This window comes from Streptomyces sp. Inha503, from assembly GCF_047215865.1.
Taxonomy (GTDB): Bacteria; Actinomycetota; Actinomycetes; order Streptomycetales; family Streptomycetaceae; genus Streptomyces; species Streptomyces lycopersici.
Genome location: NZ_CP178360.1, coordinates 7,232,078 through 7,257,618, shown reverse-complemented (window position 1 = coordinate 7,257,618; position 25,541 = coordinate 7,232,078). Strand labels below are relative to the sequence as shown.

Sequence of the window (25,541 nt, the reverse complement as noted above, 5' to 3'; positions counted from 1 at the left end):
TCCATTGTCTCTCATCCGCGGACCCGGAACCGCCCCGGGTCCGGGGCGCGGCGTGGCGGCCACCGCGGTACCTGCGACCATCTGGAAGTACGCAGGAAACGGAGGTCCGTGTCATGCCCATCTCCGCCATACGATGGCACAGGCGGAGCCGTATGCCGACCGCCGTGGCGCTCGCCACCGTCCTCGCGCTCGTCCTGTCCGGCTGCGGCGCGGCGGCCAACGGACCGGGCCGGGTCGCGGACCCGCGGCCGAGCGCGAGCCCGGGTGCCGAGGGCGGACATGACGGCGTCCTGCGCGCCGCCGTACGGCGGTTGGCGGCCCAGGGCGACGCGCCGGGGGCCGCGGTGCTCATCCGCCGGGAGAACGGCGGCACACGGTATCTCGCCTCGGGGGTCGCGGACGTCCGCACCGGACGCCGGATCCACCGGAACGACCACTTCCGGGCGGGCAGCCTCACCAAGACCGTCATCGCGGCGGTGACGCTGCGTCTCGCCGCCCAGGGGCGGATCGGCCTCGGCGACACGGTGGAGGAGCACCTTCCGGGGCTGGTCCGCGGCCGGGGCAACGACGGCCGGGCGATCACGATCCGTCAGCTTCTGAACCAGACCAGCGGGCTGTTCGACTACACCGCCGATCCGGTGCTGGCGCGTCAGCTGTCCGCCGCGGCCGACCGCACCCGCACCCCCGCCTCCCTGGTGCGGACCGCCGTCGCGCACCGCCCGTACTTCGCGCCCGGGGCCGGCTGGCGCTACTCCAACACCAACTACGTGCTGCTGGGCATGGTCGTCCAGCGGGTCACCGGCCGCTCCTACGCGACCGAGGCCCGGCGCGACGTGCTCACCCCGCTGCGGCTGCACGGCACCTCCTTCCCCGGCGCCCGCGCCACCCTCCCGGACCCGCACGGCCGCGCGTACACGCGGGACGGCGGGGCCGGGGACGGCGGCGCCCGGCGCGATGTCACCGACCTCAACCCCTCCTCGGCCGGGGCCGCGGGGGAGCTGATCTCCACGCTCGGCGATCTGACCCGCCTCCTCCCCGGTCTGCTGCGCGGCAAGGTCGTGCCCCGGGCCGAGCTGCGGCAGATGCGGAACACCTCCGCCTCCGACGGCCGGTACGGCATGGGGCTGTTCCCGGTGCGGCTGGCGTGCGGGGTGACGCTGTGGGGCCACAACGGCGAGATCAACGGCTCGTACGCGCTGGCCGTGACCGCGCCCGACGGCCGCCACAGCCTCGCCTACCGGCTCAACAGCACGGCCGCCTCGGGTCTGACCGCCGAAACGTCCCTGCTCGAGGCCGAGTTCTGCCCTCGCCGTCCTCACCAGTAGGACCCAGTAAGACCCAGTAGGACACGGCCGGCAAGACACCCCGCCCTCCTCCTACAGCGGGATGATGTCCGGCGCGCCCAGCCGGGCCGCGTCCGCCGTCAGATCGTCCGGCTGCCGCTGCGACTCGCGCTCCGCCTCCACCCGCTTCTCGTAGTGCTGGACCTCCCGGTCGAGCTGGTCCTCGGCCCAGCCCAGCACCGGCCCCATCAGCTCGGCCACCTCGCGGGCGCAGCGCGTACCGCGGTCGAAGGTCTCGATCGAGATGCGGGTGCGGCGGGTGAGGACGTCGTCCAGATGGCGGGCCCCCTCGTGCGAGGCGGCGTAGACGACCTCGGCGCGCAGATAGTCCTCCGCCCCGGCGAGCGGCTTCCCCAGCGAGGCGTCGCCCGCGATCAGGTCCAGCACCTCCTGCGCCACCGAGCCGTAGCGGTTGAGCAGGTGCTCGATCCGCGCCGCGTGCAGCCCGTGCTGCCGGCCGATCCGCTCCCGGGCGTTCCACAGCGCCTTGTAGCCGACGGCGCCGACCAGCGGGATCTCCTCGGTGACACAGGGCCCGACGCGGCGGTCGAGGCCGTGCACCGCCTCGTCCACGGCGTCCTTGGCCATCACCCGGTACGTGGTGTACTTGCCGCCCGCGACCACCACCAGGCCCGGCACCGGATGGGCGACGGTGTGCTCGCGGGAGAGCTTGCTGGTGGCGTCCGACTCCCCGGCCAGCAGCGGGCGCAGCCCGGCGTAGACGCCCTCCACGTCGTCGCGGGTCAGCGGCACCGCGAGGACCTCGTTGACATGCTCCAGCAGATAGTCGATATCGGCGCTGGAGGCGGCCGGATGGGCCTTGTCCAGGTCCCAGTCGGTGTCCGTGGTGCCGATGATCCAGTGCCTGCCCCAGGGGATCACGAACAGCACGCTCTTCTCGGTGCGCAGGATCAGCCCGGTCGTGGAGTGGATGCGGTCCTTGGGGACCACCAGGTGGATGCCCTTGGAGGCCCGGACGTGGAACTGGCCGCGCTCGCCGATCAGCGCCTGGGTCTCGTCGGTCCACACCCCGGTGGCGTTGACCACCTGCCGGGCGCGGACCTCGAACTCACCGCCCTGCTCCAGATCGTGCACCCGGGCGCCGACCACGCGCTCGCCCTCCCGCAGAAAGCCGACCACCCGCGCGCGGTTGGCCACCTGGGCGCCGTACTCCGCCGCCGTGCGCACCAGCGTGGTGACATAGCGGGCGTCGTCCATCTGGGCGTCGTAGTACTGCAACGCCCCGACCAGCGCGTCCTTCTTGAGGCAGGGGGCGACGCGCAGTGCGCGCCCGCGGCTCAGATGGCGGTGGGCGGGCAGTCCGCGGCCGTGCCCCGAGGAGATCGACATGGTGTCGTAGAGCGCGACGCCCGAGCCCGCGTAGAACCGCTCCCAGACCCGGTGCTTCAGCGGATACAGGAACGGCACCGGCTTGACCAGGTGCGGTGCGATCCGCTCCAGCAGCAGCCCGCGCTCCTTCAGCGCCTCGCGCACCAGTGCGAAGTCCAGCATCTCCAGATAGCGCAGTCCGCCGTGGATCAGCTTGCTGGACCGGCTGGAGGTGCCGGAGGCCCAGTCCCGCGACTCGACCAGACCGGTCTCCAGGCCCCGCGTCGCGGCGTCCAGCGCGGTGCCCGCGCCGACCACTCCGCCGCCCACGACCAGCACATCGAGCTCACGGTCCGCCATCCGGGCCAGCGCCTCGCCGCGCTCGGCCGGTCCCAGTGCCGGTGTTTTCACCGCTGCCTCCCGTTGTGATCGACGCCACGCCGCCCTCCCGATTTTCCTGGCTTTCTCCCCTCCATGCCATGCCGCTGCCCCGGCCATCGACGCGACACCGTGTCAACACCCCTCACCAATACTGAATACGAGTCATATTTCCGCTTAGTCTGTATGTGGGGGGTTTACGCCATCCGACATCGTCCCGGGAAGGACGACACGACGTCATGCCCGCAGATCTCGCCGTCATCGGACTCGGTCATCTCGGTATTCCTCTCGCCCGGGCGGCCACCGCCGCCGGTGTCCGCACCGTCGGCTACGACCCCGATCCGCGCACGGCCCACGACCTCCGGGCCGGACGGCTGCCCGCCGGCTCGGGCGAGGGCCTGCTCTCCGCCGCCGAACTGCGCCGGATGGCCTCCCAGGGCTTCCGGATCACCGCCGACCCCGCCGAACTCGGCCGCGTCCGCACCGCCGTGATCTGCGCCCCGACCCCGCTCGGGGACGACCGCAGACTGGATCTGTCGGCGGTCGGCGAGGCGGCCCGTACGCTCGCGGCGAGGCTGCGCCCGCACACCACCGTTCTGCTGGAGTCGACCGTGTACCCCGGCACCACCGAGGAATTCCTCCGTCCGCTCCTCGAGGAGGGATCCGGGCTGCGGGCCGGGCGCGACTTCCACCTCGCCTACTCCCCCTGCCGCCACGACCCGGGCAACCGCGCCCACGGCCCCGCCAACACCCCCAAGGTCATCGGCGGCCTCACCCCCGCCTGCACCGAGGCGGCCGCCGCCTTCTACGGGCGCTTCACCGAGAAGGTCGTCCGGGCCCGCGGCACGCGCGAGGCCGAGACGGTCAAGGTCCTGGAGACGAATTACCGGCACGTCAACATCGCCCTGGTCAACGAGATGGCGGTGTACTGCCATGACCTCGGCGTCGATGTGTGGGACGTGGTCCGCTGCGCCGAGACCAAGCCGTTCGGCTTCCAGTCCTTCCGCCCCGGCCCCGGCGTCGGCGGCCACGGCGTACCGGTCGACCACGGGCATATGGCCGACCCGCAGCGCGGCCTCGGCATCCCGCTGCGCATGGTGGAGCTCGCGCAGCAGGTCAACGGGCGGATGCCGGGCTATGTCACCCGCCGCTGCACGGCCCTGCTCAACGAGTACGGGAAGTCGGCGCGCGGTGCGCACGTCCTGCTGCTGGGCGTCGGCTACAAGGCCGACGTCGCCGACGCCGAGGGCTCGCCCGCGCGGGAGATCGCCTCCCGGCTGATCGAGCTGGGCGCCCGGCTCAGCTACCACGATCCGTACGTCACGCGCTGGCGGGTGCTGGGGCGCGAGGTGGAGCGCGCCGACTCGGTGTACGAGGCGGCCGCCGACGCCGACCTGACCGTCCTGCTCCAGCCGCACCGCACCTACGACCTCCAGGGGCTCTCGGTGAAGGCCCAGCTGCTGCTGGACACCCGGGGCGCGGGACCGGCGGGGACGGCGCACCGGCTGTGAGGCGCGCGGGGCTCCGTTTCGGGCCCCGCCGTCACCGGGTCCGGGTACGCCGCAGCCGGAACGCGACCGCCAGCACGATCAGCGCCGTCCCGCCCAGCACGAAGATCACCGCTCCCGACGGCACCGACCGCACATCCGCCGTGAACGTCATCGGCGCGCCCCAGGGCCGGCCGTCGGTGGTGGTGTAGAGCTGGGCGGTCAGCCGCACCGGCCCGTTCGCGTACGCCTCCACCCGGATCCGCACCGTACGGCTCACCGCCCGCGCCGCCCGTACCGGCATCGCGCGGTCCCTGGCGTTCAGCCGCTCGGGGCGGCTGGAGAGCACCCGGAGCTCCACCCCGGTGAGGTCCTGCTGGAGGCCGTTGTCGACGGTGACCGGGATGGTCGCCGAACCCCCGGTCACCACCACCGTGGACTTCGGCACCAGCCGCACCGACGCGATCGAGGCGGTCAGATAGCGGGACACCCCCCGCTGGTACGAGGCCGCGCCCGCCGGGTCGGCGCGCCAGGCGGTCGCGACGGAACGGGCCAGCGCGGCCCGTACGGACGCGGCGGTGGCCCGCGCGTCCGACAGCACCTTGGCCAGGGCCCGCATCCGCAGCCGGTCCCGGACCACCGCCGCGAGCCGGGCGGGCGGCAGCTCGGAGGCGTGGCGCACGAGCGGATAGCCGTCGAAGCCCCGCAGCCGCCCCGCCGTGGGCTTGCGCAGCGCGGCCGCGAACCCGGCCGGTTCCAGCCAGCCCGCCCTACGGCCCTCGGCCACCACCGTGAGCAGCACCCGGGCGACCGCGAGCGGCATCCGGCGCGGCGGCACCATCACCAGCTCGCGGCGGGCGTTCGGCAGCTCCCGCGCGGCCGTGAGGGTCTCGGCGAGCAGCCGCTGGCGCAAGCGCAGCCGGGCGGGCGCGCCGGAGGCGCCCGCGGCCGGGTGGCTCGCGAAGAGCTGGGACGCGATCGCCGCGTCGTAGCGCAGCGCGGTCGTGCCGCCCTCGAGCGAGACGGCGCCGTCGTCGGTGGCCCCTTCCGAGACCAGCTCACCGGCGGAGGCCACCCCGGCGCCGGAGGCGAGCACCGTGTCCAGGCCGAGCCCCTTGGCATACCGGGCGATCCCGTCGTCCAGCTCACCGCCCGCGGGCCAGCCCACACCCGCGCGCGCGTGGACGCCCAGCGCCCGGTCCACCACGCTCCGGCCGGTGCGCGAGGCCCGGCGCAGCAGTCCGGTCAGCGGGGCGCCGCCGCCGCGCGCGAGCGAGGCCAGATCCGGGTCCCCGTACGGCAGCGCGATCACCTCCCGGCCCCGGACCGCCGCCCGGAGCGCGGCCAGCCAGCCCGCCGCCGCCGCACCGCCCTTCCCCTCGGTGGCCTGCTGCGGATCGGTGTCGCCCGGCGTACGGGCCACCCGGTACCCGGCGACCATGGCCCGCGCCTGGACGATCAGATCCGGATCGAGGACCCATGTGACCGGCTGCCCCTTGCCCATCTCCACCAGCCGCCGCAGCCGCCCGCCCGGCCCGAAGGCGGCGGTCAGCTGGTCGTCGCGGAAGACCGGTAGCACGCTGTCCTGGGTGCGCAGGGTCAGCGCCTCCATCCGCGGGGCGTCCAGCACCGGCCACAGCACGGTGGTGCGCAGCGGCTCCAGCCGGGTGGCGTCGGGATACGCGGACAGATGGGTGCGGGTCAGCCCGAGCACGGCCCCGGCGCCCGCGCCGTCCGCCCGGACGACATGCACGGTGAGCGCGTACGCCCCGGCGCCGTCCAGCCCCAGGTCGGGGACGGGCACGGTGAGCCGGAAGCCGCGCTCGGCGCCGGTCGGGAGCGGGGCGAGACGGGCCGTGCGATCGGCCACCTCAGGGCCGTCGGCCCGGGTCAGGGGGGTACGACGGGCCACGGTGGCGAGCCCGCCCCGGGTGTCGATCGCCCCGGCGGCCCCGATCCGCACCCCGATCCGCGCGGCCCCGACCCGCCGCCCGGAGGTATTGGTGACCCGCCCGCTGATCCTCAGCTCGCCGCCCTGACGGATCACGGCAGGGGTGAGGGAGGCCAGCTCGACGGAGACGGGGTACCGGCGGGAGGGGGCGTGGGCCATGGGCACGCCGTCAGCCCTACGGCCGCGGACCGGGGCGGCGCCGTCAGACCCACGACCCCGCGGCGGGGCGGCGCGAGCCCCACGGCCCTGCGCCGTGGCCCCGCGAGCCCCACGACCATCCGCCGGGGCAGCACCATGAGCCCCACGGCCCTGCGCCGCTCTGACGCCCTGAGACCCGCGGCCGTCCGCGGGGGCAGCACGGTCAGCCCCACGGCCCTGCGGCGGCGTGGCGCCACGAGCCCCACGGCCGCCCGCCGGGGCGAGGCGGTGAACCCCACCACCCTGCGCCGTCGTGGCGGCGCGAGCCCCACGGCCCTGCGCCGTGGCCCCGCGAGCCCCACGGCCGCCCGCGGGGGCGGCGCTGTGAGCCCCACGGCGCTGCGCCGTCGTGGCGCCCTGAGCGCTGCGGCCGTTCGCCGCAACGGCACCGCCATAAGGCCCACGGCCCTCCGACGTGGCGCCGCGAGCCCCACGGCCGTCCGCGGGAGCGGCGCTGTGAGCCCCACGGCGCTGCGCAGTCGTGGCGCCCTGAGCGCCGCGGCCGTTCGCCGGAACGGCACCGTGAGCCCCACGCCCCTGCGGCGCCCTGACGCCATGAGCCCCGTGGCCGTTCGCCGGAGCGGCTTCGTGCGGCGCGCGGCTCCGCGCCGTCGCCGTGGCCGCGTCATGGGCCTCCCGGCCGTCCGCCAGGACCATCGCCCCGGCGGGCGTCGACAGCAGGGAAGTGATCGCGACCAGGATCGTGGTGGCGGTCGCGGTGACCGCCCGCCGGTACGTCCTGCCACGCCCCACGACCACCACCTAGACGCCCGCGCCTGCCGTCAGCCCGCGCCGCACGGGACCGACGCGGTGTCACCAGCCCACCACGCCGGGGACGACGCCGCACGCTCAAGGCCGCCGCCCCGGGGAGACCCACCGGGCCGCCCGGGGCGGAGCGGCCCGGGGCCCGGGGCGTCAGACCCGCACGGCGTCCGGCCGACGGGGCCGCGCGTCCATCGCGGTGCGCAGGGAGGCGAAGTCCTCCACGCAGCGGCCGGTGCCGATGGCCACGCAGTCCAGCGGGTCGTCGGCCACCAGCACCGGGATGTTCAGCTCGCGCCCCAGCCGTACGTCCAGGCCGCGCAGCAGGGCCCCGCCGCCGGTCAGCACGATGCCGCGGTCCATGATGTCGCCCGCCAGCTCCGGCGGGGTCTCGTCGAGCGTGGCCCGTACCGCCGCGACGATGCTGTCCACCGGCTCGGCGAGGGCGTGCCGCACCTCGTCCGAGGTCAGTTCGAGCACCCTGGGCAGCCCGGTCGCCTGGTCCCGGCCGCGGATGGTGCAGCGGTCCGGCGGCAGCAGCGCCTGGGTGTCCTCGTTGTCCTCGCTCTGGCCCGGGATGAACACCTCGACATTCCGCTCGGGCCGCCGGACGGACTCCGAGACCCGCGGTACGGACAGCGGCCCGGTGGGCGAGGCGGATCCGATGGAGACCTTGATCTCCTCGGCGGACCGCTCACCGATCGCCAACGCGTACTGCTTCTTCACATAGGAGGTGATCGCGACGTCCATCGCGTCGCCCGCGGTGCGCACCGACCGCGCGGTGACGATGCCGCCCAGCGAGACCACGGCGACCTCCGTCGTACCGCCGCCGATGTCGACGACCATGCAGCCGGTCGGCTCGCTCACCGGCAGCCCCGCGCCGATCGCCGCCGCGATGGGCTCCTCGACCAGATGCACCTGACGCGCCCCGGCCTGGGTGGCGGCCTCCATCACCGCGCGCCGCTCAACGCCGGTGATCCCGGAGGGCACGCAGACCACCACACGGGGGCGGGCCAGCCGACGGCTGCCCATGACCTTCTTGATGAAGTACCGCAGCATGCGCTCGGCGATCTCGAAATCGGCGATCACGCCATCGCGCAGCGGCCGCACGGCGACGATGTTCGTCGGTGTCCGCCCCATGGTCTCCTTGGCCGCCGAACCCACCGACAGCACACTGCCGTCGACTGTGTTCACGGCCACAACCGACGGCTCATTGAGCACGATGCCCCTGCCCCGTACGTACACCAGTGTGTTGGCGGTGCCGAGGTCGATACCCATGTCACGCCCATTGAACGACTTGTTCTGCGCCATAAGTTGACATTATTGCTTATGCCGGATTCTGTCCCGGCACTGATGTCATTCGCACCACCGTGCGGCCATGCCACTGCTACCTTGCGGACATGATCGCGTCCGCTCCCTCCGCAGCTCAGGCCCCACGTCCGGCCCGTGGCCTCGCGGCGGGCATCGCGGCGGCCCTGCTCGGAGCCCTGGTCTTCGGCTTCATCCAGGGCAAAATCGGCCACCGCGGCCAGGAGGTCGGCTACTGGGCGCTGTGCATCGGGCTGTTGACCGGCGCCGCGCTGGGCAAGCTGGGCGGCCGGGCGCCGCTGCTGGCGCTCATCGGCATACCGCTGGCCGTGGTCAGCGTCTCGCTGGCGCAACTGATCGGCGCCGCGGTGCTGATGGGGGACGAGAGCTCCTGGCCCACCGCCGACACCCTGATCAGGCACTTCGGGCTGGTGGCGGACTATTGGCGCGATCACATCCTGGGGCGCAACGACATCACCTTCTACGCCGTGGCGGGAGCGGAAAGTTACCTCGTCGCGAAGCGCGTCACCGAATAGCGGCGACGAATCCCCATATGCCGGGCCAACGTGTCTCCGTCCGGTCCCAGCCATGTCACGGACGTCAGACACGACTTGTCTGATTGTCATGCCTGCCTGTTAGTTTTATGGCTCGATAGTTTCCTTCCGCGTTCCCAGCCCGCAGCCGCTCATCAGCCGAGCTGTCCCCGGAACGCGGTCTCAACACCTTCATCCCCGGGGGAATTCCATGAGCCAGAACTGGCAGCAGCCACAGCAGCCAGGCGGGTACCCGCAGCAGCCGGGTGGCTATCCGCAGCAGCCCGCCCCGCCCCAGCAGGCCGGTGGGTACGGCTCCGCGCAGCAGCCCGGCTACGGCTACCCGCAGGGCCAGCCGCAGCAGCCCCAGCAGCCTCAGCCGCAGTACGGCGGCGGCTTCCCGCCGCCCGCGCCGCCGGCCGGCCGGCCCGGCAACCCGCTGCTGGCCGTGGGCGCCGCCCTCGTGGCCACGATCGTCGGCGCGTTCCTCTACGCGTTCCTGCTGAGCGCGATGGCGGACACGGACAAGACCCCGCCGGAGGTCACGCAGTTCGCGTACGCCGGTGTGGTCGTCGGCGCGCTCATCGGTCTGGCGGTCGCCAAGCTGGGCGGCCGCAACACGGGACTGTGGGTGGTCGGCGCGGTGCTGGCCCTGGCCGCGGTGTTCCTCGGCGAGCTCTACGGCTACGCCATGATCCTGCACGATGTGATGAGCAACTACGCCGACAAGATCGGCGGCGGCGCCAGCAGCCAGGTGCTCTCCTCGAACGAGATCTTCTTCGACCACTTCAGCGACCTGTGGAAGTCGTGGAAGGAAGACTCCGACGCGCTGACCTACATCTTCATGGCGCTCGCGCCGGTCGCCGCGGTCAGCACCGCCTACCGGATCAGCAACCGCTGAGCCCACGGGCGACACAGCATGGGGAAGGCCCCGACCGCGAGGCGGTCGGGGCCTTCCCCATGCTGACTTGGTTCCGAACCCGTCGCGGGACCGGTCCGTAACGAACGCTCAGCGCTTGTCGCGGGCCGACGGGGCGACCGTGACCTCGACCCGCTGGAACTCCTTCAGCTCCGAGTAGCCGGTCGTGGCCATCGCCCGGCGCAGCGCGCCGAAGAAGTTCATCGAGCCGTCGGTGGTGTGCGAGGGGCCGAGGAGGATCTCCTCGGTGGAACCCACCGTGCCCAGGTTCATCCGCTTGCCGCGCGGCACCTCGTCGTGCACGGCCTCCATGCCCCAGTGGTGACCGCGGCCCGGTGCGTCGGTGGCCCGGGCCAGCGGGGAGCCCATCATCACCGCGTCCGCGCCGCAGGCGACGGCCTTCGGCAGATCGCCGCTCCAGCCGACGCCGCCATCGGCGATCACATGCACATAGCGGCCGCCGGACTCGTCCATGTAGTCCCGGCGGGCGGCGGCGACATCGGCGACCGCCGTGGCCATCGGCACCTGGATGCCCAGCACGTTGCGGGTGGTGTGCGCGGCGCCGCCGCCGAAGCCCACCAGCACACCGGCCGCGCCGGTACGCATCAGGTGCAGCGCGGCCGTGTAGGTGGCGCAGCCGCCCACGATCACCGGGACGTCCAGCTCATAGATGAACTGCTTGAGGTTGAGCGGCTCGGCGGCGCCGGAGACATGCTCGGCGGAGACCGTGGTGCCGCGGATCACGAAGATGTCGACCCCCGCGTCCACCACGGCCTTGGAGAACTGCGCCGTGCGCTGCGGGGACAGGGCTGCGGCGGTCACCACGCCCGCGTCCCGCACCTCCTTCAGGCGCTGGCCGATCAGCTCTTCCTTGATCGGCTCGGCGTAGATCTCCTGCATCCGGGTGGTCGCGGTGCGCTCGTCCAGCTCGGCGATCTCCGCCAGCAGCGGCTCCGGGTCCTCGTAACGGGTCCAGAGCCCCTCGAGGTTGAGCACCCCGAGGCCGCCGAGCTCACCGATGCGGATCGCGGTGCGGGGCGAGACCACCGAGTCCATCGGCGCGGCCAGGAACGGCAGCTCGAAGCGGTAGGCGTCGATCTGCCAGGCGATCGAGACCTCCTTCGGGTCCCGGGTGCGACGACTCGGCACAACGGCGATGTCGTCGAACGCGTACGCCCTGCGGCCGCGCTTGCCGCGCCCGATCTCGATCTCAGTCACGTGGGTGCCTTTCCCTGTTCACGAACAGCCGTCCCAGTATCCCTGCCCGCACCGTCGCGAGATCGCCCGGGTGAACGGCGCGGACGGCACGGACGGCACGGATCAGCGGACAGCGTGGATCAACGGCCGGAGTAGTTCGGCGCCTCGGTGGTCATCTGGATGTCATGCGGGTGGCTCTCCTTGAGGCCCGCCGCGGTGATCCGCACAAAGCGGCCCTTCTCCTTCAGCTCCGCCACATTGGCCGAGCCGACATAGCCCATCGACGCCCGCAGACCGCCCACCAGCTGGTGCGCGACCGAGGCCAGCGGACCGCGGTAGGGCACCTGGCCCTCGATGCCCTCGGGGACCAGCTTGTCCTCGGACAGGACGTTGTCCTGGAAGTAGCGGTCCTTTGAGTACGAGCGGGCCTGGCCGCGCGTCTGCATCGCGCCCAGGGAGCCCATGCCCCGGTAGGACTTGAACTGCTTGCCGTTGATGAAGACCATCTCGCCCGGCGACTCCTCGCAGCCGGCCAGCAGGCTGCCCAGCATCACGGTGTCCGCACCGGCCGCGATCGCCTTGGCGATGTCGCCCGAGTACTGCAAACCGCCGTCGCCGATCAGCGGCACCCCGGCGGCGTGACAGGCGCGGGCGGCCTCGTAGATCGCCGTCACCTGCGGTACGCCGATGCCCGCGACCACGCGCGTGGTGCAGATCGAGCCCGGTCCGACGCCGACCTTGACCCCGTCCACCCCCGCGTCGATCAGCGCCTGGGCGCCGTCCCTGGTGGCGACATTGCCGCCCACCACATCCACCGCGATATTGGACTTGACCTTGGCGATCATGTCGAGGATGCCCCGGCTGTGGCCGTGTGCGCTGTCCACGACCAGGAAGTCGGCCCCGGCCTCGACCAGCGCCTGCGCCCGCTCGTACGACTCGTCGCCGACGCCGACGGCGGCGCCGACGACCAGCCGGCCGCCCGCGTCCTTCGCCGCGTGGGGGTACTGCTCGGCCTTCACGAAGTCCTTGACCGTGATCAGGCCCTTGAGCACGCCCGCGTCGTCGACCAGCGGCAGCTTTTCGATCTTGTGGCGGCGCAGCAGCTGCATCGCGTCCTCGCCGGAGATCCCCACCTTGCCGGTGACCAGCGGCATCGGGGTCATGACCTCGCGGACCTGACGACCCCGGTCGACCTCGAAGGCCATGTCACGGTTGGTGACGATGCCGAGCAGCTTGCCCACGGCGTCCGTGACCGGCACACCGCTGATGCGGAACTTCGCGCACAGCGCGTCCGCCTCGTGCAGCGTGGCGTCCGGGCGGACCGTGATCGGGTCGGTGACCATGCCGGACTCCGACCGCTTGACCAGGTCGACCTGGTTGGCCTGGTCCTCGATGGACAGATTGCGGTGCAGCACGCCCACGCCGCCCTGCCGGGCCATGGCGATGGCCATCCGGGACTCGGTGACCTTGTCCATGGCGGCGGACAGCAGCGGCACGTTCACCCGCACGTTCCGGGAGACCCTGGACGAGGTGTCGACCGCGTTCGGCAGCACCTCGGAGGCGCCCGGCAGCAGCAGCACGTCGTCGTACGTCAGCCCGAGCATCGCGAACTTCTCAGGCACTCCGTCGACGTTGTCAGTCATGACACCCTTCCAATGGTCTTGCCCCAGCGCGGACTCCCATGCTAACGGGCTCCCCGAGTGCCTCATTCCGCCCTGTGGATAACTTCTCAGCGACCTGCTAAATGCGGAAGGCACAACAAGGTAACGAGCCGATCCGAACTCCGGTGAGCCCGGGGCTCACTGCTCGGCGAGCGCGCGCAGCCTGCTCAGCGCCCGGTGCTGGGCGACCCGCACCGCCCCGGGGGACATCCCGAGCATCTGCCCGGTCTCCTCCGCCGTCAGCCCGACCGCGACCCTCAGCAGCACCAGCTCGCGCTGGTTCTCCGGAAGGTTGGCCAGCAGCTTCTTGGCCCACTCCGCGTCGCTGCTGAGCAGCGCCCGCTCCTCGGGCCCCAGCGAATCGTCCGGCTGCTCCGGCATCTCGTCCGAGGGGATGGCCGTGGATCCCGGGTGGCGCATGGCGGCCCGCTGGAGATCGGCGACCTTGTGGGAGGCGATGGCCACTACGAACGCCTCGAAGGGCTTTCCGGTGTCGCGGTAGCGCGGCAGCGCGCACAGCACCGCGAGACAGACCTCCTGCGCCAGGTCGTCCACGAAGTGGCGGGCATCACCCGGAAGTCGGGACAGCCTCGTACGGCAGTAGCGCAGGGCCAGCGGGTGGACCAGGGCCAGCAGATCGTGGGTGGCCTGCTCGTCCCCCTCGGCCGCGCGCCCGACGAGGGAGCCGATCGCCCCCGTACCCCCGGGAGCTCCCTTGGGGGCTCCTGGGCTCTCGTCGTCGCGCGGCATCCATCCATGGTGCCTCGGGCCCGGGGGCTCCGTGGCATCGCGTCCGTAGTTGTGCGCTGAAGCGTTATGAGCAGGTGCGCCGGCTGTCGTCACGTCCTGCGCTCTCCCCTCACGCCCGACCGACTCGTCCCCGAGGAACTCCACACCTTCAAGGATGCGGCATAGCGCGGGGAACTGATACAGGCCACCACCACAGCGCTCGCCGCGCACGCTTTCGCCCCGCCCGCCAACCGACGGGCGGGGACCGTCGCGCCCCCGCTGCGCAGCACGTCAGAACGGTCGTGGCCGGATCAGCGGACCAGACCCCAGCGGAACCCGAGGGCCACCGCATGTGCCCGGTCGGACGCGCCGAGCTTCTTGAACAACCGGCGTGCGTGCGTCTTGACCGTGTCCTCGGACAGGAACAGCTCGCGGCCGATCTCCGCGTTGGACCGGCCGTGGCTCATGCCCTCGAGCACCTGGATCTCCCGCGCGGTGAGCGTGGGCGCGGCGCCCATCTCGGCCGAGCGCAGCCGGCGCGGGGCCAGCCGCCAGGTGGGGTCGGCGAGCGCCTGGGTCACGGTGGCGCGCAGCTCGGCGCGCGAGGCGTCCTTGTGCAGATAGCCACGGGCGCCGGCCGCCACGGCCAGCGCCACTCCGTCCAGGTCCTCGGCGACCGTGAGCATGATGATCCGGGCGCCGGGGTCGGCGGAGAGCAGCCGCCGCACGGTCTCGACCCCGCCGAGACCGGGCATCCGCACGTCCATCAGAATCAGATCCGAGCGGTCGGCACCCCAGCGGCGGAGGACTTCCTCGCCGTTGGCCGCCGTCGTCACACGCTCGACGCCGGGCACGGTCGCCACCGCGCGGCGCAGCGCCTCTCGGGCAAGCGGGGAGTCGTCGCAGACGAGGACGGATGTCATGGCCGCCCTCCGCAGCTGATGCGCGTCACCTTGAGCCTCCAGGCTGGTACATATCGTCACCTGAGCGATTGACAGCCCCGGATGTCTGTCCGAGAGCTTTACCCATCAACCGCCTCCGCACTCTCAACGACGGTCACCCGAAAGAGTTACGGGGTTCGGCGGCCACCTTCGACACTCTACGTGAGGGACCGGACACGGAGCAGCTTCGTCGCGCCGGTCGCGTCCTTCGCGCCTCCCCCATAGGACAGCCCCCGAGGCAGTCCCTTCGGTGGCATTTGGCCACCTTGCTTCCAATTTGGCGATCTGTATGGCTAGATTCGCAATGAGTCATATTTACATCTACTTACACCGTAGGTGTACGACCCAGGACACAGCGTCCGCAGCCGATCGCTTCGAGGAGATAAGGCAATGGCAGATTTCTCCCGTCTTCCCGGCCCGAATGCCGACCTGTGGGACTGGCAGCTCCTGGCCGCGTGTCGCGGGGTCGACAGCTCGCTCTTCTTCCATCCGGAGGGGGAGCGCGGCGCTGCCCGCAGCGCACGCGAGATGTCGGCGAAAGAGGTGTGCATGCGCTGCCCGGTACGGGCGCAGTGCGCGGCCCACGCCCTTGCCGTACGCGAGCCCTACGGAGTGTGGGGCGGGCTGACCGAGGACGAGCGCGAGGAGCTCATGGGGCGGGCGCGGCATCGCGCGGTCGCCGGTACGGGGGCTCCGGGGTCGTGAGCCGACCCTGATCCCGGCCAACTGAAGAAACGTTCCTTCTGGCATCGCCCACCGCGGGCCGCCACCCACCGCGGGCGCGGACGGCCCATGAGGTGGTGCGCGCCGCTCATCTGCGGGCGGCCCGCTCCAGCCGGTCCAGCGTCGCCGCCACCGCCGGGACGCGGGCGAGGTCGGGCAGGGTCAGCGCCACCACTTCCCGGCGCACCGCCGGTTCCACCTCCAGCGTCGTGGCGCCCTTGGTCCGCACCGACTCCAGCGCCAGCTCGGGCAGCACCGCGACCCCCAGCCCGGCCCCGACCAGGCCGACGACCGTCGGATAGTCGTCCGTCGCGAAGTCGATGCGCGGGGTGAAGCCCTCGGACTCGCACACCTCCACCAGATGTCCCCGGCAACGCGGGCAGCCCGCGATCCACGGCTCCCCGGCCAGCTCGGCGATCCCCACCGCCCCGGCGCCCGCCAGCTTGTGCCCCTCCGGCACCACGCCCACCAGCCGATCGCTCAGCAGCGGCCGCAGGACCAGGTCGTCCCACTCGCCGCCGCCTCCCGAAGCCGCCTCCGCCGCCGCGCTCACCTGCGGATAACGGAAGGCCAGCGCGATCTCGCAGTCGCCCGAGCGCAGCATCTCCACCGAGCCCGGCGGCTCGGCCTCCACGAGCGAGACCCGCGTTCCGGGGTGCGCCGCGCGCAGCTCGGCGAGCGCCATGGGCACCAGGGTCGAACTGCCACTGGGGAAGGACACCAGCCGCACCCGGCCCGAGCGCAGCCCGGCGATCGCCGCGACCTCCTCCTCGGCGGCGGTCAGCCCGGCCAGGATCCCGCCGGCGTGCCGCACCAGTGCCCGGCCCGCCTCGGTCAGCCGCATCTCGCGTCCGCTGCGGATCAGCAGCGGGGTGCCCGCGGCGCTCTCCAGGGCCTTCATCTGCTGGCTGACGGCGGGCTGGGTGCAGCCGAGCTCACGGGCGGCGGCGGAGAAGGAGCCGGTGGCGGCCACCGCGCGCAGCACCCTGAGATGGCGGGCCTCGATCATGCCTTGAGCATAAGGGACCCTTGGGTACGGGCCGGGATATTACGTCGACGCTTTGCCCTTCGCTGTCCTACGGTGCGGTCATGCCGCCTACTCCACGCCCCTCAGCCGTCCTCACCGTGAACATCGGCCGCGCGATGCCGAGCGCCCACACCGACTGCCCCGCCGGCACCGGAATCGACAAGCGGCCCGTCGACCGATCGGTACGGGTCGCGGCCCCCGGGCCGAAGGGCCGGGCCGGAAGCGGTCTGGAAGGCGACTCGGTCTGCGACCTCCGCCACCACGGCGGCGACGACCAGGCCGTCTACGCCTACGCCCGGGAGGACCTCGACGTCTGGGAGCGGGAGCTGGGCCGCGAGCTGTCCAACGGCGCCTTCGGCGAGAACCTCACCACCAGCGGTATCGACGTCAACGGCGCCCTGATCGGCGAGCGCTGGCGGGTGGGGAGCGAGCTGCTGCTGGAGGTGACCTCACCGCGGATCCCGTGCCGTACGTTCGCCGGATGGCTGGGCGAGCGGGGGTGGCTCAAGCGGTTCACCCAGGCCGCCGTCCCGGGTGCGTATCTGCGGGTGCTCGAGCCCGGCGAGATCCGCTCGGGCGACCCCGTCGAGATCGTGTACCGGCCCGACCACGAGGTGACGGTCGCGTTCCTCTTCCGCGCCGAGACCACGGAGCGGGAGCTGCTGCCGAGGGTGCTGGCGGCCGGTGACGCGCTGCATCCGGAGGCGCGGAAGACCGCTCTGAAGTACCGGTCCGCGCAGGCGGTCTGACGGAAGCGGACTGACGGAAGCGCTCATTCCGGCGCAGATCGCTCGCGGTGCCGCTCGGCGGTCCGCCGGGGCCTGCCGTGGCCGATAACGTGCGCGTATGACGACTGCATTGATTACCGGAACCACCGCGGGCATCGGCGCCGCCTTCGCGGGCCGGCTCGCCGCCGACGGGCACAATCTGGTGCTCGTCGCACGCGATGAGAAGCGGCTGCGGGAGCAGGCCGCGGATCTGCACGACCGGCACGGCGTGGAGGCGGACGTGCTGGTGGCGGACCTCTCCGAGGATGACGGGATCGCTGCGGTCGAGGCCCGGCTGAAGGACCGTACCCACCCGGTCGATCTGCTCGTCAACAACGCCGGTTTCGGCAACCGCGCCCGCTATCTGGAGGTGCCGATCGCCGATGAGCTGCGGATGCTGAAGCTGCACTGCGAGGCGGTGCTGCGGCTGACCAGCGCGGGGGCCGGGACGATGCGGGACCGGGGGCGCGGCGGGGTGATCAACGTGGCGTCGGTCGCGGCCTTCTTCCCGCGCGGGACGTACGGGGCGAGCAAGGCGTGGGTCGTGCAGTTCACGCAGGGCGCGGCGAAGGACCTGGCCCGCTCGGGGGTGCGGCTCATGGCGCTGTGCCCGGGGTTCGTCCGTACGGAGTTCCACGCGCGGGCGGGGATCAAGGACACCAGCGTGCCGAGCTGGATGTGGCTCGACCCGGACCGGCTGGTCACGGCGGCGCTGAAGGATTTCGCCCGGGGCAAGTCGCTGTCCATCCCGGACCCGCGCTACAAGGCGATGTCGAGCCTGGCGAAGCTGGCCCCGCGCTCGGCCCTCTCCTCCATCTCCTCCAAGGTCGGCCGCCCCCCGGCGAAGGGGTAGCCGTCCGGCGGAACCGGAACCGGAACACGCGAAGGCGCGGCCGCCCAGCTGGGCGGCCGCGCCTTCGCGCTGCTCGTGGCAGAACGCCGGAGCGCACTGCTTCAGTGCGTCAGTGCGCGTGACCGTGGCCGTGGCCCGCGGCCTCGGCCTCTTCCTCGGCCGGCTTCTCGACCACCAGGGTCTCGGTGGTGAGCAGCAGCGAGGCGATCGACGCCGCGTTCTCCAGCGCGGAGCGGGTGACCTTGACCGGGTCGATGACGCCGGCCTTCACCAGGTCGCCGTACTCCTCGGTGGCCGCGTTGTAGCCGTGGCCCTTCTCGAGCTCGGCGACCTTCGAGGTGATCACGTAGCCCTCGAGACCGGCGTTCTCGGCGATCCAGCGCAGCGGCTCGACCGCGGCGCGGCGGACCACGGCGACACCGGTGGCCTCGTCGCCCTCCAGGCCCAGGCTGTTCTCCAGCACCTTCGCGGCGTGGACCAGCGCGGAGCCACCACCGGAGACGATGCCCTCCTCGACCGCGGCGCGGGTCGCGGAGATGGCGTCCTCCAGACGGTGCTTCTTCTCCTTGAGCTCGACCTCGGTGGCCGCGCCCACGCGGATCACGCACACGCCGCCGGCCAGCTTCGCGAGCCGCTCCTGGAGCTTCTCGCGGTCCCAGTCGGAGTCCGTGGACTCGATCTCGGCCTTGATCTGGGCGACGCGGCCGGAGACCTCGTCCGCCTTGCCGCCACCGTCGACGATCGTGGTGTCGTCCTTGGTGACGGTCACGCGGCGGGCGGTGCCCAGCACGTCCAGGCCGACCTGGTCGAGCTTGAGGCCGACCTCCTCGGCGATGACGGTGCCGCCCGTAAGGGTGGCGATGTCGCCGAGCATGGCCTTACGGCGGTCACCGAAGCCCGGGGCCTTCACCGCGACGGCGTTGAAGGTGCCGCGGATCTTGTTCACGACGAGGGTGGAAAGGGCCTCCCCCTCCACGTCCTCGGCGATGATCAGCAGCGGCTTGCTGGCGTTGGCCTGGATGACCTTCTCCAGGAGCGGCAGCAGGTCCTGGATGGAGGAGATCTTGCCCTGGTGGATCAGGATGTACGGGTCGTCGAGGACGGCCTCCATCCGCTCCTGGTCGGTGACCATGTACGGCGAGAGGTAGCCCTTGTCGAAGGCCATGCCCTCGGTGAAGTCGAGCTCCAGACCGAAGGTGTTGGACTCCTCGACGGTGATGACACCGTCCTTGCCGACCTTGTCCATCGCCTCGGCGATCAGCTCGCCGACCTGCTTGTCCTGCGCGGACAGCCCGGCCACGGCGGCGATGTCGGACTTCTCGTCGATCGGGCGGGCGGTGGCCAGCAGGTCGTCCGAGACGGCCTTGACCGCCGCGTCGATGCCCTTTTTCAGGGCGGCCGGGGAGGCACCGGCGGCCACGTTCTTCAGGCCCTCGCGGACGAGCGCCTGGGCCAGCACGGTGGCGGTGGTGGTGCCGTCACCCGCGATGTCGTTGGTCTTGGTCGCCACCTCCTTGACGAGCTGCGCGCCAAGGTTCTCGTACGGGTCCTCGACCTCGACCTCACGGGCGATCGTGACACCGTCGTTGGTGATGGTGGGGGCACCGAACTTCTTGTCGATGACGACATTGCGGCCACGGGGGCCGATGGTCACCTTGACGGTGTCCGCGAGCTTGTTGACGCCGCGCTCGAGGGCGCGACGGGCGTCCTCGTCGAACTTCAGGATCTTCGCCATGAGTTGCGTATGTCCTCTCAAACAAGCCGTGCCCCGACCCCGGTTTCAGATGACACGGGCACCGGGGCACGGCTCATAGGCAAAACTTCGGTGATTACTTCTCGACGATCGCGAGAACGTCGCGAGCCGAGAGGACGAGGTACTCCTCGCCGCTGTACTTCACCTCGGTGCCGCCGTACTTGCTGTAGAGCACGACGTCACCGACGGAGACGTCGAGCGGAAGGCGCTTGCCGTCCTCGAAGCGGCCCGGGCCCACGGCCAGGACGACGCCCTCCTGGGGCTTTTCCTTGGCGGTGTCCGGAATGACCAGGCCCGAAGCCGTGGTCTGCTCGGCGTCGAGCGGCTGGACCACAATGCGGTCCTCGAGCGGCTTGATGGCAACCTTGGAGCTGGTGGTCGTCACGATCCGACCTCCCCCTTCGGAGATCTCACGGGGTCAACTGTCTGAGGTGGCGACCAGGTGGATCCGTCGTCGCGGGTGCCGGACCTGCCCGTCGCTGTATCCCTGGCACTCATCGGTCCCGAGTGCCAGCCTCGACATTATGACGCGGTTAGCACTCAGTCAACTAGAGTGCCAAGCGACGTGGTGGCGGCTTCCGGACGGCGCTCCGGGCGGCGCTACGGGGCCGTTCTCCGCTGAGAGCCCTCACACGTAGTCCTCCAGCCGCCCGATCGTGAAGCCCTGGGCCTGGATCGCCCGTACCAGCCCCGTGATCCACTCGGTCATCGACTGGCCCTCGAGCTGCTCCGGCCCCCGGAAGTGCGCGAGCACGATGTCCCCCGGCAGCAGATGGTCGCCGGAGCGGTAGGCCAGCCCGTGGGTCTCCATCTCGGCGCGCCACAGCACCACCGTCCGCACCCCGCAGAAGGACGCCGCCCGCAGGGTCGTGTCGTCGTACTCCCCGAAAGGGGGACGGAAGAGCCTCGGCTGTTGACCGAAGCGGTGCCACAGGATGTCGCGCTGGCCGCAGATCTCGCGCACCTGGTCGTCGTAGGCCATACCGGCCAGGCTGGGATGGGTCAGGGTGTGGTTCTCCATGGGGTTGCCGAGCCGGCGCAGCTGGTCGAAGTAGTCGTAGTGGGTCCCGATCACGTTGTCGGTCAGGAACCCGGTGAACGGCAGCCCGAGCTCGCGGGCCTGCTCCACGAAGCGAGGGTCCTTCTCGATCCCGTCGTCGATCGTCACGAAGACCACCCGCTGGTCGGTCGGCACCCGCCGCACGATCGGCGGCAGCCCCCACTGCTGCGGTCCCGAACGCCCGAGCGCGGGCTTGACGTCGGGCGGGGCCGGGGGCCGCGCCAGCGGCCGGTCCAGCCCCCAGCGGCGGTAGGCGCCGGACCCGCCCGCCGGGGCCGCACGGGGCGGCCCGGCGGCCGGGGCGGGCGCCGGGGCGTCACCGGAGGGCGACGCGTCCTGGGCCCGGCCGTACGCGGCCCCTCCATCGCCCCTCTCGCCCTCCTCCCGACCCTCGTCGCCTTCGTCCCCCTGGTACCCCCCGCCTCCTTCGTACCCCGGCCCGGACGACGCCGGAGGCCGCTGCTCCGGCTCCCGTCCGGAGGGCGGCTGCGACGCCGCCGGGGGCGGGTCGTCCAGCCGTGCGGCGAGGGAGGCCGGTGGCATGGGAGCGCCGTGGCGGGGGCCGGTGTGCGGCTCGGGGGCGGCGGCGAGGGATCCACAGGCCGTGAGGACGGCCGCCGCGCCGACGAGAACCAGACAGCGAGGAAAACCAGTCTTGATCATCATCACATAAGTGATCTTCGGTCCGAGGGCGCGCATATGCGCGCCGTGCGCGGGCGAATGCGCTCGCGGGAGCGGGGAGAATGGGCCATGTGGACGTTGACGCCTTCGATTCACTGCTCGGCGACGAGGGGCAGGCGCTGCTCTCCGCGCTCCGCGACTACGACCCGGCGAAGGAGCTCGCCACCGCGACGCGGCTGCGCCGCGACCATCCCCCGGCGCTGGTCTCGGCGGCCCTGACCCAGGCCGCGCTGCGGCAGCGGGCCGTGGCCAAATTCGGCCCCGAGGACGCGCACCGCATGTACTTCACGCCGAACGGCGTCGAGCAGTCCACCCGCACCTCCGTGGCCGCGTACCGCGCCTCCCGCTTCGCGGAGTTCGGCGTCCGCCGCATGGCCGATCTGTGCTGCGGCATCGGCGGCGACGCGATCGCGCTCGCCCGCGCCGGGATCTCCGTGCTCGCCGTCGATCGCGACCCGCTGACCTGCGCCGTCGCCCGCGCCAACGCCGAGGCGCTCGGCCTGGCCGAGCTCATCGAGGTCCGCTGCGCCGATGTCACCGAGGTCGGCACCCGGGACTTCGACGCGGTCTTCGTCGACCCGGCCCGGCGCGGCGGCCGGGGCCGCGTCTTCGACCCCGAGGCGTACTCCCCGCCCCTCTCCTGGGCCATCGAGGCCGCCCGCACCACTCCGCGCGCGGCCCTCAAGATCGCCCCCGGCGTGCCGCACGAGGCGGTCCCCGAGGACGCGGAGGCCGAGTGGATCTCGGACCACGGCCATGTGAAGGAGGCCGTCCTGTGGTTCGGCACCGCCCGCCCCGGGCTGCGCCGCGCCACGCTGCTGCCGAGCGGTCACTCCCTCATCGGCACCCCGCTCCTCCCCGACCCCGAGCCCGGCGCGGTCGGCCGCTGGCTCTACGAACCGGACGGCGCCGTCATCCGCGCCCATCTCGTGGCCGATGTCGCGGCCCGCGTCGGCGGCCGTCTGATCGACCCGACGATCGCCTACATCACGACGGACGAGCTGCGGCCGACGCCGTTCGCCACCGCGTACGAGATCACGGATGTGCTGCCGTTCAACCTGAAGAAGCTCAAGGCGCTGCTGCGGGAGCGGGAGGTCGGCATCGCGACCATCAAGAAGCGCGGTTCGGCGGTCGAGCCGGAGCAGCTGCGCAAGAAACTGCGGCTCGAGGGTGGGAACGCCTGCACGATCGTGCTGACGCGGTCGGCGGGCTCCCCCACGATGCTGCTGGGCCACCCGGCCCAGACCGCCCAGCCCACCGGCCCGTAACGCCTACGGCGGGCTGATCCCCCTCCCCGCAGCACGGATACGCGGCCCCGCCGCACGGCGCGGCCCCGCCGTGGTGGGGCTCCGCCCCGTACCCCGGCCGGACGCCCCGGATGCGGGTAGGCGACGCCTACGGCGGGCTGATCCCCACCCCGCCCCTTCCCGCAGCACCGATATGCGACCCCGCCGCGTGAGGTGGGCTCCGCCCCGGACCCCGGCCGGACGCACCGGATACGCGCAGGCGTCACCTGCGGCGGGCCGATCCGCACCCCGCCCCCTCCCGAAACCGGGGCTCCGCCCCAGACCCCGCCGGACGCCCCGGACACGCGCGGGCATCACCTGCGGCGAGCCGATCCCCACCCCGCCCCCTCCCACAGCACCGACATGCGACCCCGCCACCTGGTGGGGCTCCGCCCCGGACCCCGGCCGGAGGGCCCGGATGGGCGCTGGCGTCCGCCCGATCATCCGCCGCCGTGCGCATGCCAACCTCGACCAGCCCGCCGGTGCGGGTGCTCGCGGCGGTGACGGTCGGCCCGTCGGTCCCCGGGGTCCAGGGGCGGAGCCTCTGGTACGGGAAGGGGCGGGGAGGGGAAAGATCCGGCGGACACGGTGGGGAATTCCCTAAACCCGGTTCCAGTTCGTGAGGCCGCTCGCCCCCGGGGGTTACGGTCAATGCCTCGAGGGTTACGGTCAACGCGTCGGGAGTTACGGTCAACGCGTCGCCGTAACAGCGCGTTTGGGCCCGACGAAAGAGCGTGTGAGTATGACGGCTTCCGCCACCGAGAGCGACGCCAAGCGATCGTTCACCGTGTGTGCCGGAGAGGCGAGCGGTGACCGCATACGGCTGAGCGTCTACGACATGCTCATCGGCACGGTCTATACGCCTCGCGCCTTTTTCTACCGGGAGACGCTCGACGGCGAGGCGCTGCGCGCCTCCCTCGGCCGGACGCTGCGTAACTTCCCCATCCTTTCGGGCCGTATGAAGAAGGATCCCGACGGCGGTCTCAGCGTACTCTGCGACGACTCCGGGGTGCGCTTCGTCGAGGCACAGGCGTCCGTGCCCATGCCGGACTACGGACCCCGGCACACGGCGAAAAAGGGGCTGGACCGCTATCTCAGTCACGCCATGCCGTTCTGGGTGGTCGACCGCGATACGCCGCTTTTCACGGTGAAGCTCACCCATATGAAAGGCGGTGGCTCCATCCTGGGGCTCACGATGAACCACGCCGTGGGTGATGGATCCAGCTATATGAGTTTCCTGGAGGCCTGGTCGCACGAGCACCGGGGCCTCGGATACGCCAAGCCCAGCCATGACCGTGGGGTCATCGACGCGCTCGCCGCCTCGGCCTCCGATGACACCCTTACGGGCGACCCGACGAGCGGCCTTACGGGCGGCCTTACGGGCGGTGCCCATCTCACCGTCACCGGGCGCGGCCAGAAGACCGCCTTCGTGGGCCGCGCCCTGAAGGGCAGCCTCGGCGGTGTGACGACGGTGACCACCCGCTTCACCGCCGCCGAGCTGACCGCCATGAAGGACGCCGCGATGGCCGACCTCGCGGGCACGGAGCGGTGGGTGTCGACCAATGACGCGCTCACCGCCCACCTGTGGAAAGTGCTCGGCACATTGCGTGACCGACCCGATACGAGCGAGGAAAGGCTCGGCCTCATCGCCGACTTCCGTTCGTTCGTCGGCGCGGCCGTACCGGATGACTACTGGGGCAACGCCGTCACCAACACCCGGCCCGGAATGACCGCCGCCGAACTCCGCTCCCGCCCGCTCGGCGAAATCGCCGCGACGATCCGCGCGGGCTATGCCGAGAACACGGAGGAGCGAATCCGCGCGGAAGCGGCGTTCCTGTGCGCAGAACGCGACGCGGGACGTCTCAAGCGGGTCATGACCACCATGGGCCTGGACGCGTTCGACAACACCATCGCGATCAACAACTGGTCGAAGCTGCCCTTCTACCGCATCGACTTCGGACAGGGCGCCCCCTTCTGGTACGACTTCTCGCCCATCCCCATTCCCTGGACCGTGCATATCGCGCCGACCCCGGCCGACCAGGACGGCGGCCGCGATGTGCATATCGCGCTGCCCCGCACCCAGGTCCGGGCCCTCCAGGAGCCGTCCTGGGTCGGGCGGTTCCACCGTTACGCGGATTCCGGCGAGGCATTTCCGCTGACCTTCGTCGCGGCCGGCTAAGCCTCGTCCTCCCCCTTGCCCGCGAGTTCGAACCAGACCCCCTTGGCGTACATGCCCACCCCGTCCCCCTCCGCCGTCCCCCACGCGTCGGCCACGGCCGCCACCAGCCCGAGGCCACGGCCGTGGAGGCGGTCCCCCTCGGGGAGGCGGGCGGCGGTGGGGAGCTCGGCGGAGGCGTCGTAGACCAGGACGCGGAAGCGGGGCGGCTCGATCACCACACGCAGCATCACGGAGTCGCCCTCGGCGTGCAGAAAGGCGTTGGTGGCCAGCTCCGAGGTGCACAGCGTCGCCGTGCCGACCAGCTCCTCCTGCCCCACGGAGTTCAGAACGCAGGCGACGAAGTCCCGGCACACCTTGGCGGAGGTCGCGTGCCGGCTGCTCTGGAGGGTGTAGACGTACGGATCCCTGGAGGGAACGGGTGGGCGGCGTGGGGGACGGTCGTCGGACTCGTGATCGGAATCCATGGGGCAACTCCC

At 72.1% G+C, this 25,541-nt stretch carries 22 protein-coding genes; 10 read left to right on the top strand and 12 right to left on the bottom strand.

Translation table 11 applies throughout. The features are described 5' to 3' along the window. Window positions 1-152: 152 nt before the first annotated feature. Window positions 153-1,325, top strand: a complete 1,173-nt coding sequence (locus ACJX2R_RS30655; protein ID WP_413102747.1) for a serine hydrolase domain-containing protein — start codon at window positions 153-155, stop codon at window positions 1,323-1,325. 51 nt (window positions 1,326-1,376) lie between these two features. Here the strand turns inward: ACJX2R_RS30655 and ACJX2R_RS30650 are convergent, their stop codons facing one another. Beyond that, a complete protein-coding gene (locus ACJX2R_RS30650; RefSeq protein ID WP_413102746.1) occupies window positions 1,377-3,083 on the bottom strand; it encodes a glycerol-3-phosphate dehydrogenase/oxidase in 1,707 nt (568 codons plus the stop codon). Window positions 3,084-3,289: 206 nt separating this feature from the next. Here ACJX2R_RS30650 and ACJX2R_RS30645 point away from each other — a divergent pair, with 206 nt between their 5' ends. Next, window positions 3,290-4,561, top strand: a complete 1,272-nt coding sequence (locus ACJX2R_RS30645; protein WP_262704904.1) for a nucleotide sugar dehydrogenase — start codon at window positions 3,290-3,292, stop codon at window positions 4,559-4,561. 31 nt (window positions 4,562-4,592) lie between these two features. Here the strand turns inward: ACJX2R_RS30645 and ACJX2R_RS30640 are convergent, their stop codons facing one another. After that, entirely contained in the window at window positions 4,593-7,343 is a 2,751-nt protein-coding gene (locus ACJX2R_RS30640; RefSeq protein WP_413105977.1) for a DUF6049 family protein, read from the bottom strand. On the opposite strand from ACJX2R_RS30640, the gene ACJX2R_RS30635 reads away from it, so the two are divergent. Further along, the gene (locus tag ACJX2R_RS30635; RefSeq protein WP_413106190.1) at window positions 7,303-7,452 is read left to right on the top strand and encodes a hypothetical protein; all 150 of its coding nucleotides are present in this window, start codon (window positions 7,303-7,305) and stop codon (window positions 7,450-7,452) included. The two genes, ACJX2R_RS30640 and ACJX2R_RS30635, sit on opposite strands and share 41 nt — an antisense overlap. A gap of 149 nt (window positions 7,453-7,601) precedes the next feature. Here the strand turns inward: ACJX2R_RS30635 and ACJX2R_RS30630 are convergent, their stop codons facing one another. Then, window positions 7,602-8,759 carry a rod shape-determining protein gene (locus tag ACJX2R_RS30630; protein WP_201851718.1) on the bottom strand — a complete coding sequence of 386 codons (1,158 nt, stop codon included), beginning with the start codon at window positions 8,757-8,759 and terminating at the stop codon, window positions 7,602-7,604. An 89-nt stretch (window positions 8,760-8,848) separates the two neighbouring features. On the opposite strand from ACJX2R_RS30630, the gene ACJX2R_RS30625 reads away from it, so the two are divergent. Further along, window positions 8,849-9,292, top strand: a complete 444-nt coding sequence (locus ACJX2R_RS30625) for a hypothetical protein (protein WP_413102745.1) — start codon at window positions 8,849-8,851, stop codon at window positions 9,290-9,292. Window positions 9,293-9,500: 208 nt separating this feature from the next. Continuing rightward, window positions 9,501-10,190 carry a hypothetical protein gene (locus ACJX2R_RS30620; protein ID WP_262704907.1) on the top strand — a complete coding sequence of 230 codons (690 nt, stop codon included), beginning with the start codon at window positions 9,501-9,503 and terminating at the stop codon, window positions 10,188-10,190. A 108-nt stretch (window positions 10,191-10,298) separates the two neighbouring features. Here the strand turns inward: ACJX2R_RS30620 and ACJX2R_RS30615 are convergent, their stop codons facing one another. From ACJX2R_RS30615 to ACJX2R_RS30600, 4 genes are all read right to left on the bottom strand, one after another. After that, window positions 10,299-11,426, bottom strand: coding sequence for a GuaB3 family IMP dehydrogenase-related protein (locus ACJX2R_RS30615; RefSeq protein ID WP_037953000.1), 1,128 nt, complete (start codon window positions 11,424-11,426; stop codon window positions 10,299-10,301). 119 nt (window positions 11,427-11,545) lie between these two features. Further along, a complete protein-coding gene (gene guaB / locus ACJX2R_RS30610; protein ID WP_198276511.1) occupies window positions 11,546-13,048 on the bottom strand; it encodes an IMP dehydrogenase in 1,503 nt (500 codons plus the stop codon). Window positions 13,049-13,204: 156 nt separating this feature from the next. Then, the gene (locus ACJX2R_RS30605) at window positions 13,205-13,816 is read right to left on the bottom strand and encodes a sigma-70 family RNA polymerase sigma factor (protein WP_262704908.1); all 612 of its coding nucleotides are present in this window, start codon (window positions 13,814-13,816) and stop codon (window positions 13,205-13,207) included. A gap of 290 nt (window positions 13,817-14,106) precedes the next feature. Further along, window positions 14,107-14,718 carry a response regulator transcription factor gene (locus ACJX2R_RS30600; protein WP_003948568.1) on the bottom strand — a complete coding sequence of 204 codons (612 nt, stop codon included), beginning with the start codon at window positions 14,716-14,718 and terminating at the stop codon, window positions 14,107-14,109. A 408-nt stretch (window positions 14,719-15,126) separates the two neighbouring features. On the opposite strand from ACJX2R_RS30600, the gene ACJX2R_RS30595 reads away from it, so the two are divergent. Beyond that, a complete protein-coding gene (locus ACJX2R_RS30595; RefSeq protein ID WP_014054233.1) occupies window positions 15,127-15,441 on the top strand; it encodes a WhiB family transcriptional regulator in 315 nt (104 codons plus the stop codon). Window positions 15,442-15,547: 106 nt separating this feature from the next. On the opposite strand, the gene ACJX2R_RS30590 is transcribed toward ACJX2R_RS30595, so the two are convergent. Then, a complete protein-coding gene (locus ACJX2R_RS30590; RefSeq protein WP_413102744.1) occupies window positions 15,548-16,468 on the bottom strand; it encodes a LysR family transcriptional regulator in 921 nt (306 codons plus the stop codon). Window positions 16,469-16,548: 80 nt separating this feature from the next. Between ACJX2R_RS30590 and ACJX2R_RS30585 the strand changes: the two genes are divergently transcribed. Both ACJX2R_RS30585 and ACJX2R_RS30580 read left to right on the top strand, forming a co-directional pair. After that, window positions 16,549-17,235, top strand: a complete 687-nt coding sequence (locus ACJX2R_RS30585; RefSeq protein WP_413102743.1) for an MOSC domain-containing protein — start codon at window positions 16,549-16,551, stop codon at window positions 17,233-17,235. Window positions 17,236-17,332: 97 nt separating this feature from the next. Further along, a complete protein-coding gene (locus tag ACJX2R_RS30580; protein ID WP_198276515.1) occupies window positions 17,333-18,106 on the top strand; it encodes an SDR family NAD(P)-dependent oxidoreductase in 774 nt (257 codons plus the stop codon). A gap of 109 nt (window positions 18,107-18,215) precedes the next feature. On the opposite strand, the gene groL is transcribed toward ACJX2R_RS30580, so the two are convergent. The 3 genes from groL to ACJX2R_RS30565 all read right to left on the bottom strand — a co-directional run bounded on the left by groL (window position 18,216) and on the right by ACJX2R_RS30565 (window position 21,618). Further along, a complete protein-coding gene (groL, locus tag ACJX2R_RS30575; protein WP_413102742.1) occupies window positions 18,216-19,841 on the bottom strand; it encodes a chaperonin GroEL in 1,626 nt (541 codons plus the stop codon). 94 nt (window positions 19,842-19,935) lie between these two features. Further along, window positions 19,936-20,244: a co-chaperone GroES gene (gene groES / locus ACJX2R_RS30570; protein WP_014054228.1), complete on the bottom strand. Its 309-nt coding sequence runs from the start codon at window positions 20,242-20,244 to the stop codon at window positions 19,936-19,938. A 243-nt stretch (window positions 20,245-20,487) separates the two neighbouring features. Then, entirely contained in the window at window positions 20,488-21,618 is a 1,131-nt protein-coding gene (locus ACJX2R_RS30565) for a polysaccharide deacetylase family protein (protein ID WP_413102741.1), read from the bottom strand. A gap of 44 nt (window positions 21,619-21,662) precedes the next feature. Between ACJX2R_RS30565 and ACJX2R_RS30560 the strand changes: the two genes are divergently transcribed. Both ACJX2R_RS30560 and ACJX2R_RS30555 read left to right on the top strand, forming a co-directional pair. After that, the gene (locus ACJX2R_RS30560; RefSeq protein WP_413102740.1) at window positions 21,663-22,868 is read left to right on the top strand and encodes a THUMP-like domain-containing protein; all 1,206 of its coding nucleotides are present in this window, start codon (window positions 21,663-21,665) and stop codon (window positions 22,866-22,868) included. 760 nt (window positions 22,869-23,628) lie between these two features. Continuing rightward, the gene (locus tag ACJX2R_RS30555; RefSeq protein WP_413102739.1) at window positions 23,629-25,065 is read left to right on the top strand and encodes an acyltransferase; all 1,437 of its coding nucleotides are present in this window, start codon (window positions 23,629-23,631) and stop codon (window positions 25,063-25,065) included. On the opposite strand, the gene ACJX2R_RS30550 is transcribed toward ACJX2R_RS30555, so the two are convergent. Continuing rightward, window positions 25,062-25,529 carry an ATP-binding protein gene (locus ACJX2R_RS30550; protein ID WP_413102738.1) on the bottom strand — a complete coding sequence of 156 codons (468 nt, stop codon included), beginning with the start codon at window positions 25,527-25,529 and terminating at the stop codon, window positions 25,062-25,064. The genes ACJX2R_RS30555 and ACJX2R_RS30550 overlap by 4 nt on opposite strands. Between the last annotated feature and the right edge of the window lie 12 nt (window positions 25,530-25,541).

Bases quoted from the DNA above. Each gene is read 5' to 3' on its own strand.
- ACJX2R_RS30550 (WP_413102738.1), bottom strand. From the start codon at position 25,529: ATGGATTCCGATCACGAGTCCGACGACCGTCCCCCACGCCGCCCACCC.
- ACJX2R_RS30580 (WP_198276515.1), top strand. From the start codon at position 17,333: ATGACGACTGCATTGATTACCGGAACCACCGCGGGCATCGGCGCCGCC.
- ACJX2R_RS30565 (WP_413102741.1), bottom strand. From the start codon at position 21,618: ATGCGCGCCCTCGGACCGAAGATCACTTATGTGATGATGATCAAGACT.
- ACJX2R_RS30555 (WP_413102739.1), top strand. From the start codon at position 23,629: ATGACGGCTTCCGCCACCGAGAGCGACGCCAAGCGATCGTTCACCGTG.
- ACJX2R_RS30625 (WP_413102745.1), top strand. From the start codon at position 8,849: ATGATCGCGTCCGCTCCCTCCGCAGCTCAGGCCCCACGTCCGGCCCGT.
- ACJX2R_RS30640 (WP_413105977.1), bottom strand. From the start codon at position 7,343: ATGGTCCTGGCGGACGGCCGGGAGGCCCATGACGCGGCCACGGCGACG.
- ACJX2R_RS30560 (WP_413102740.1), top strand. From the start codon at position 21,663: ATGGGCCATGTGGACGTTGACGCCTTCGATTCACTGCTCGGCGACGAG.
- ACJX2R_RS30645 (WP_262704904.1), top strand. From the start codon at position 3,290: ATGCCCGCAGATCTCGCCGTCATCGGACTCGGTCATCTCGGTATTCCT.
- ACJX2R_RS30605 (WP_262704908.1), bottom strand. From the start codon at position 13,816: ATGCCGCGCGACGACGAGAGCCCAGGAGCCCCCAAGGGAGCTCCCGGG.
- ACJX2R_RS30620 (WP_262704907.1), top strand. From the start codon at position 9,501: ATGAGCCAGAACTGGCAGCAGCCACAGCAGCCAGGCGGGTACCCGCAG.
- ACJX2R_RS30595 (WP_014054233.1), top strand. From the start codon at position 15,127: ATGGCAGATTTCTCCCGTCTTCCCGGCCCGAATGCCGACCTGTGGGAC.
- ACJX2R_RS30655 (WP_413102747.1), top strand. From the start codon at position 153: ATGCCGACCGCCGTGGCGCTCGCCACCGTCCTCGCGCTCGTCCTGTCC.
- ACJX2R_RS30600 (WP_003948568.1), bottom strand. From the start codon at position 14,718: ATGACATCCGTCCTCGTCTGCGACGACTCCCCGCTTGCCCGAGAGGCG.
- ACJX2R_RS30590 (WP_413102744.1), bottom strand. From the start codon at position 16,468: ATGATCGAGGCCCGCCATCTCAGGGTGCTGCGCGCGGTGGCCGCCACC.
- guaB (WP_198276511.1), bottom strand. From the start codon at position 13,048: ATGACTGACAACGTCGACGGAGTGCCTGAGAAGTTCGCGATGCTCGGG.
- groL (WP_413102742.1), bottom strand. From the start codon at position 19,841: ATGGCGAAGATCCTGAAGTTCGACGAGGACGCCCGTCGCGCCCTCGAG.
- ACJX2R_RS30630 (WP_201851718.1), bottom strand. From the start codon at position 8,759: ATGGCGCAGAACAAGTCGTTCAATGGGCGTGACATGGGTATCGACCTC.
- ACJX2R_RS30585 (WP_413102743.1), top strand. From the start codon at position 16,549: ATGCCGCCTACTCCACGCCCCTCAGCCGTCCTCACCGTGAACATCGGC.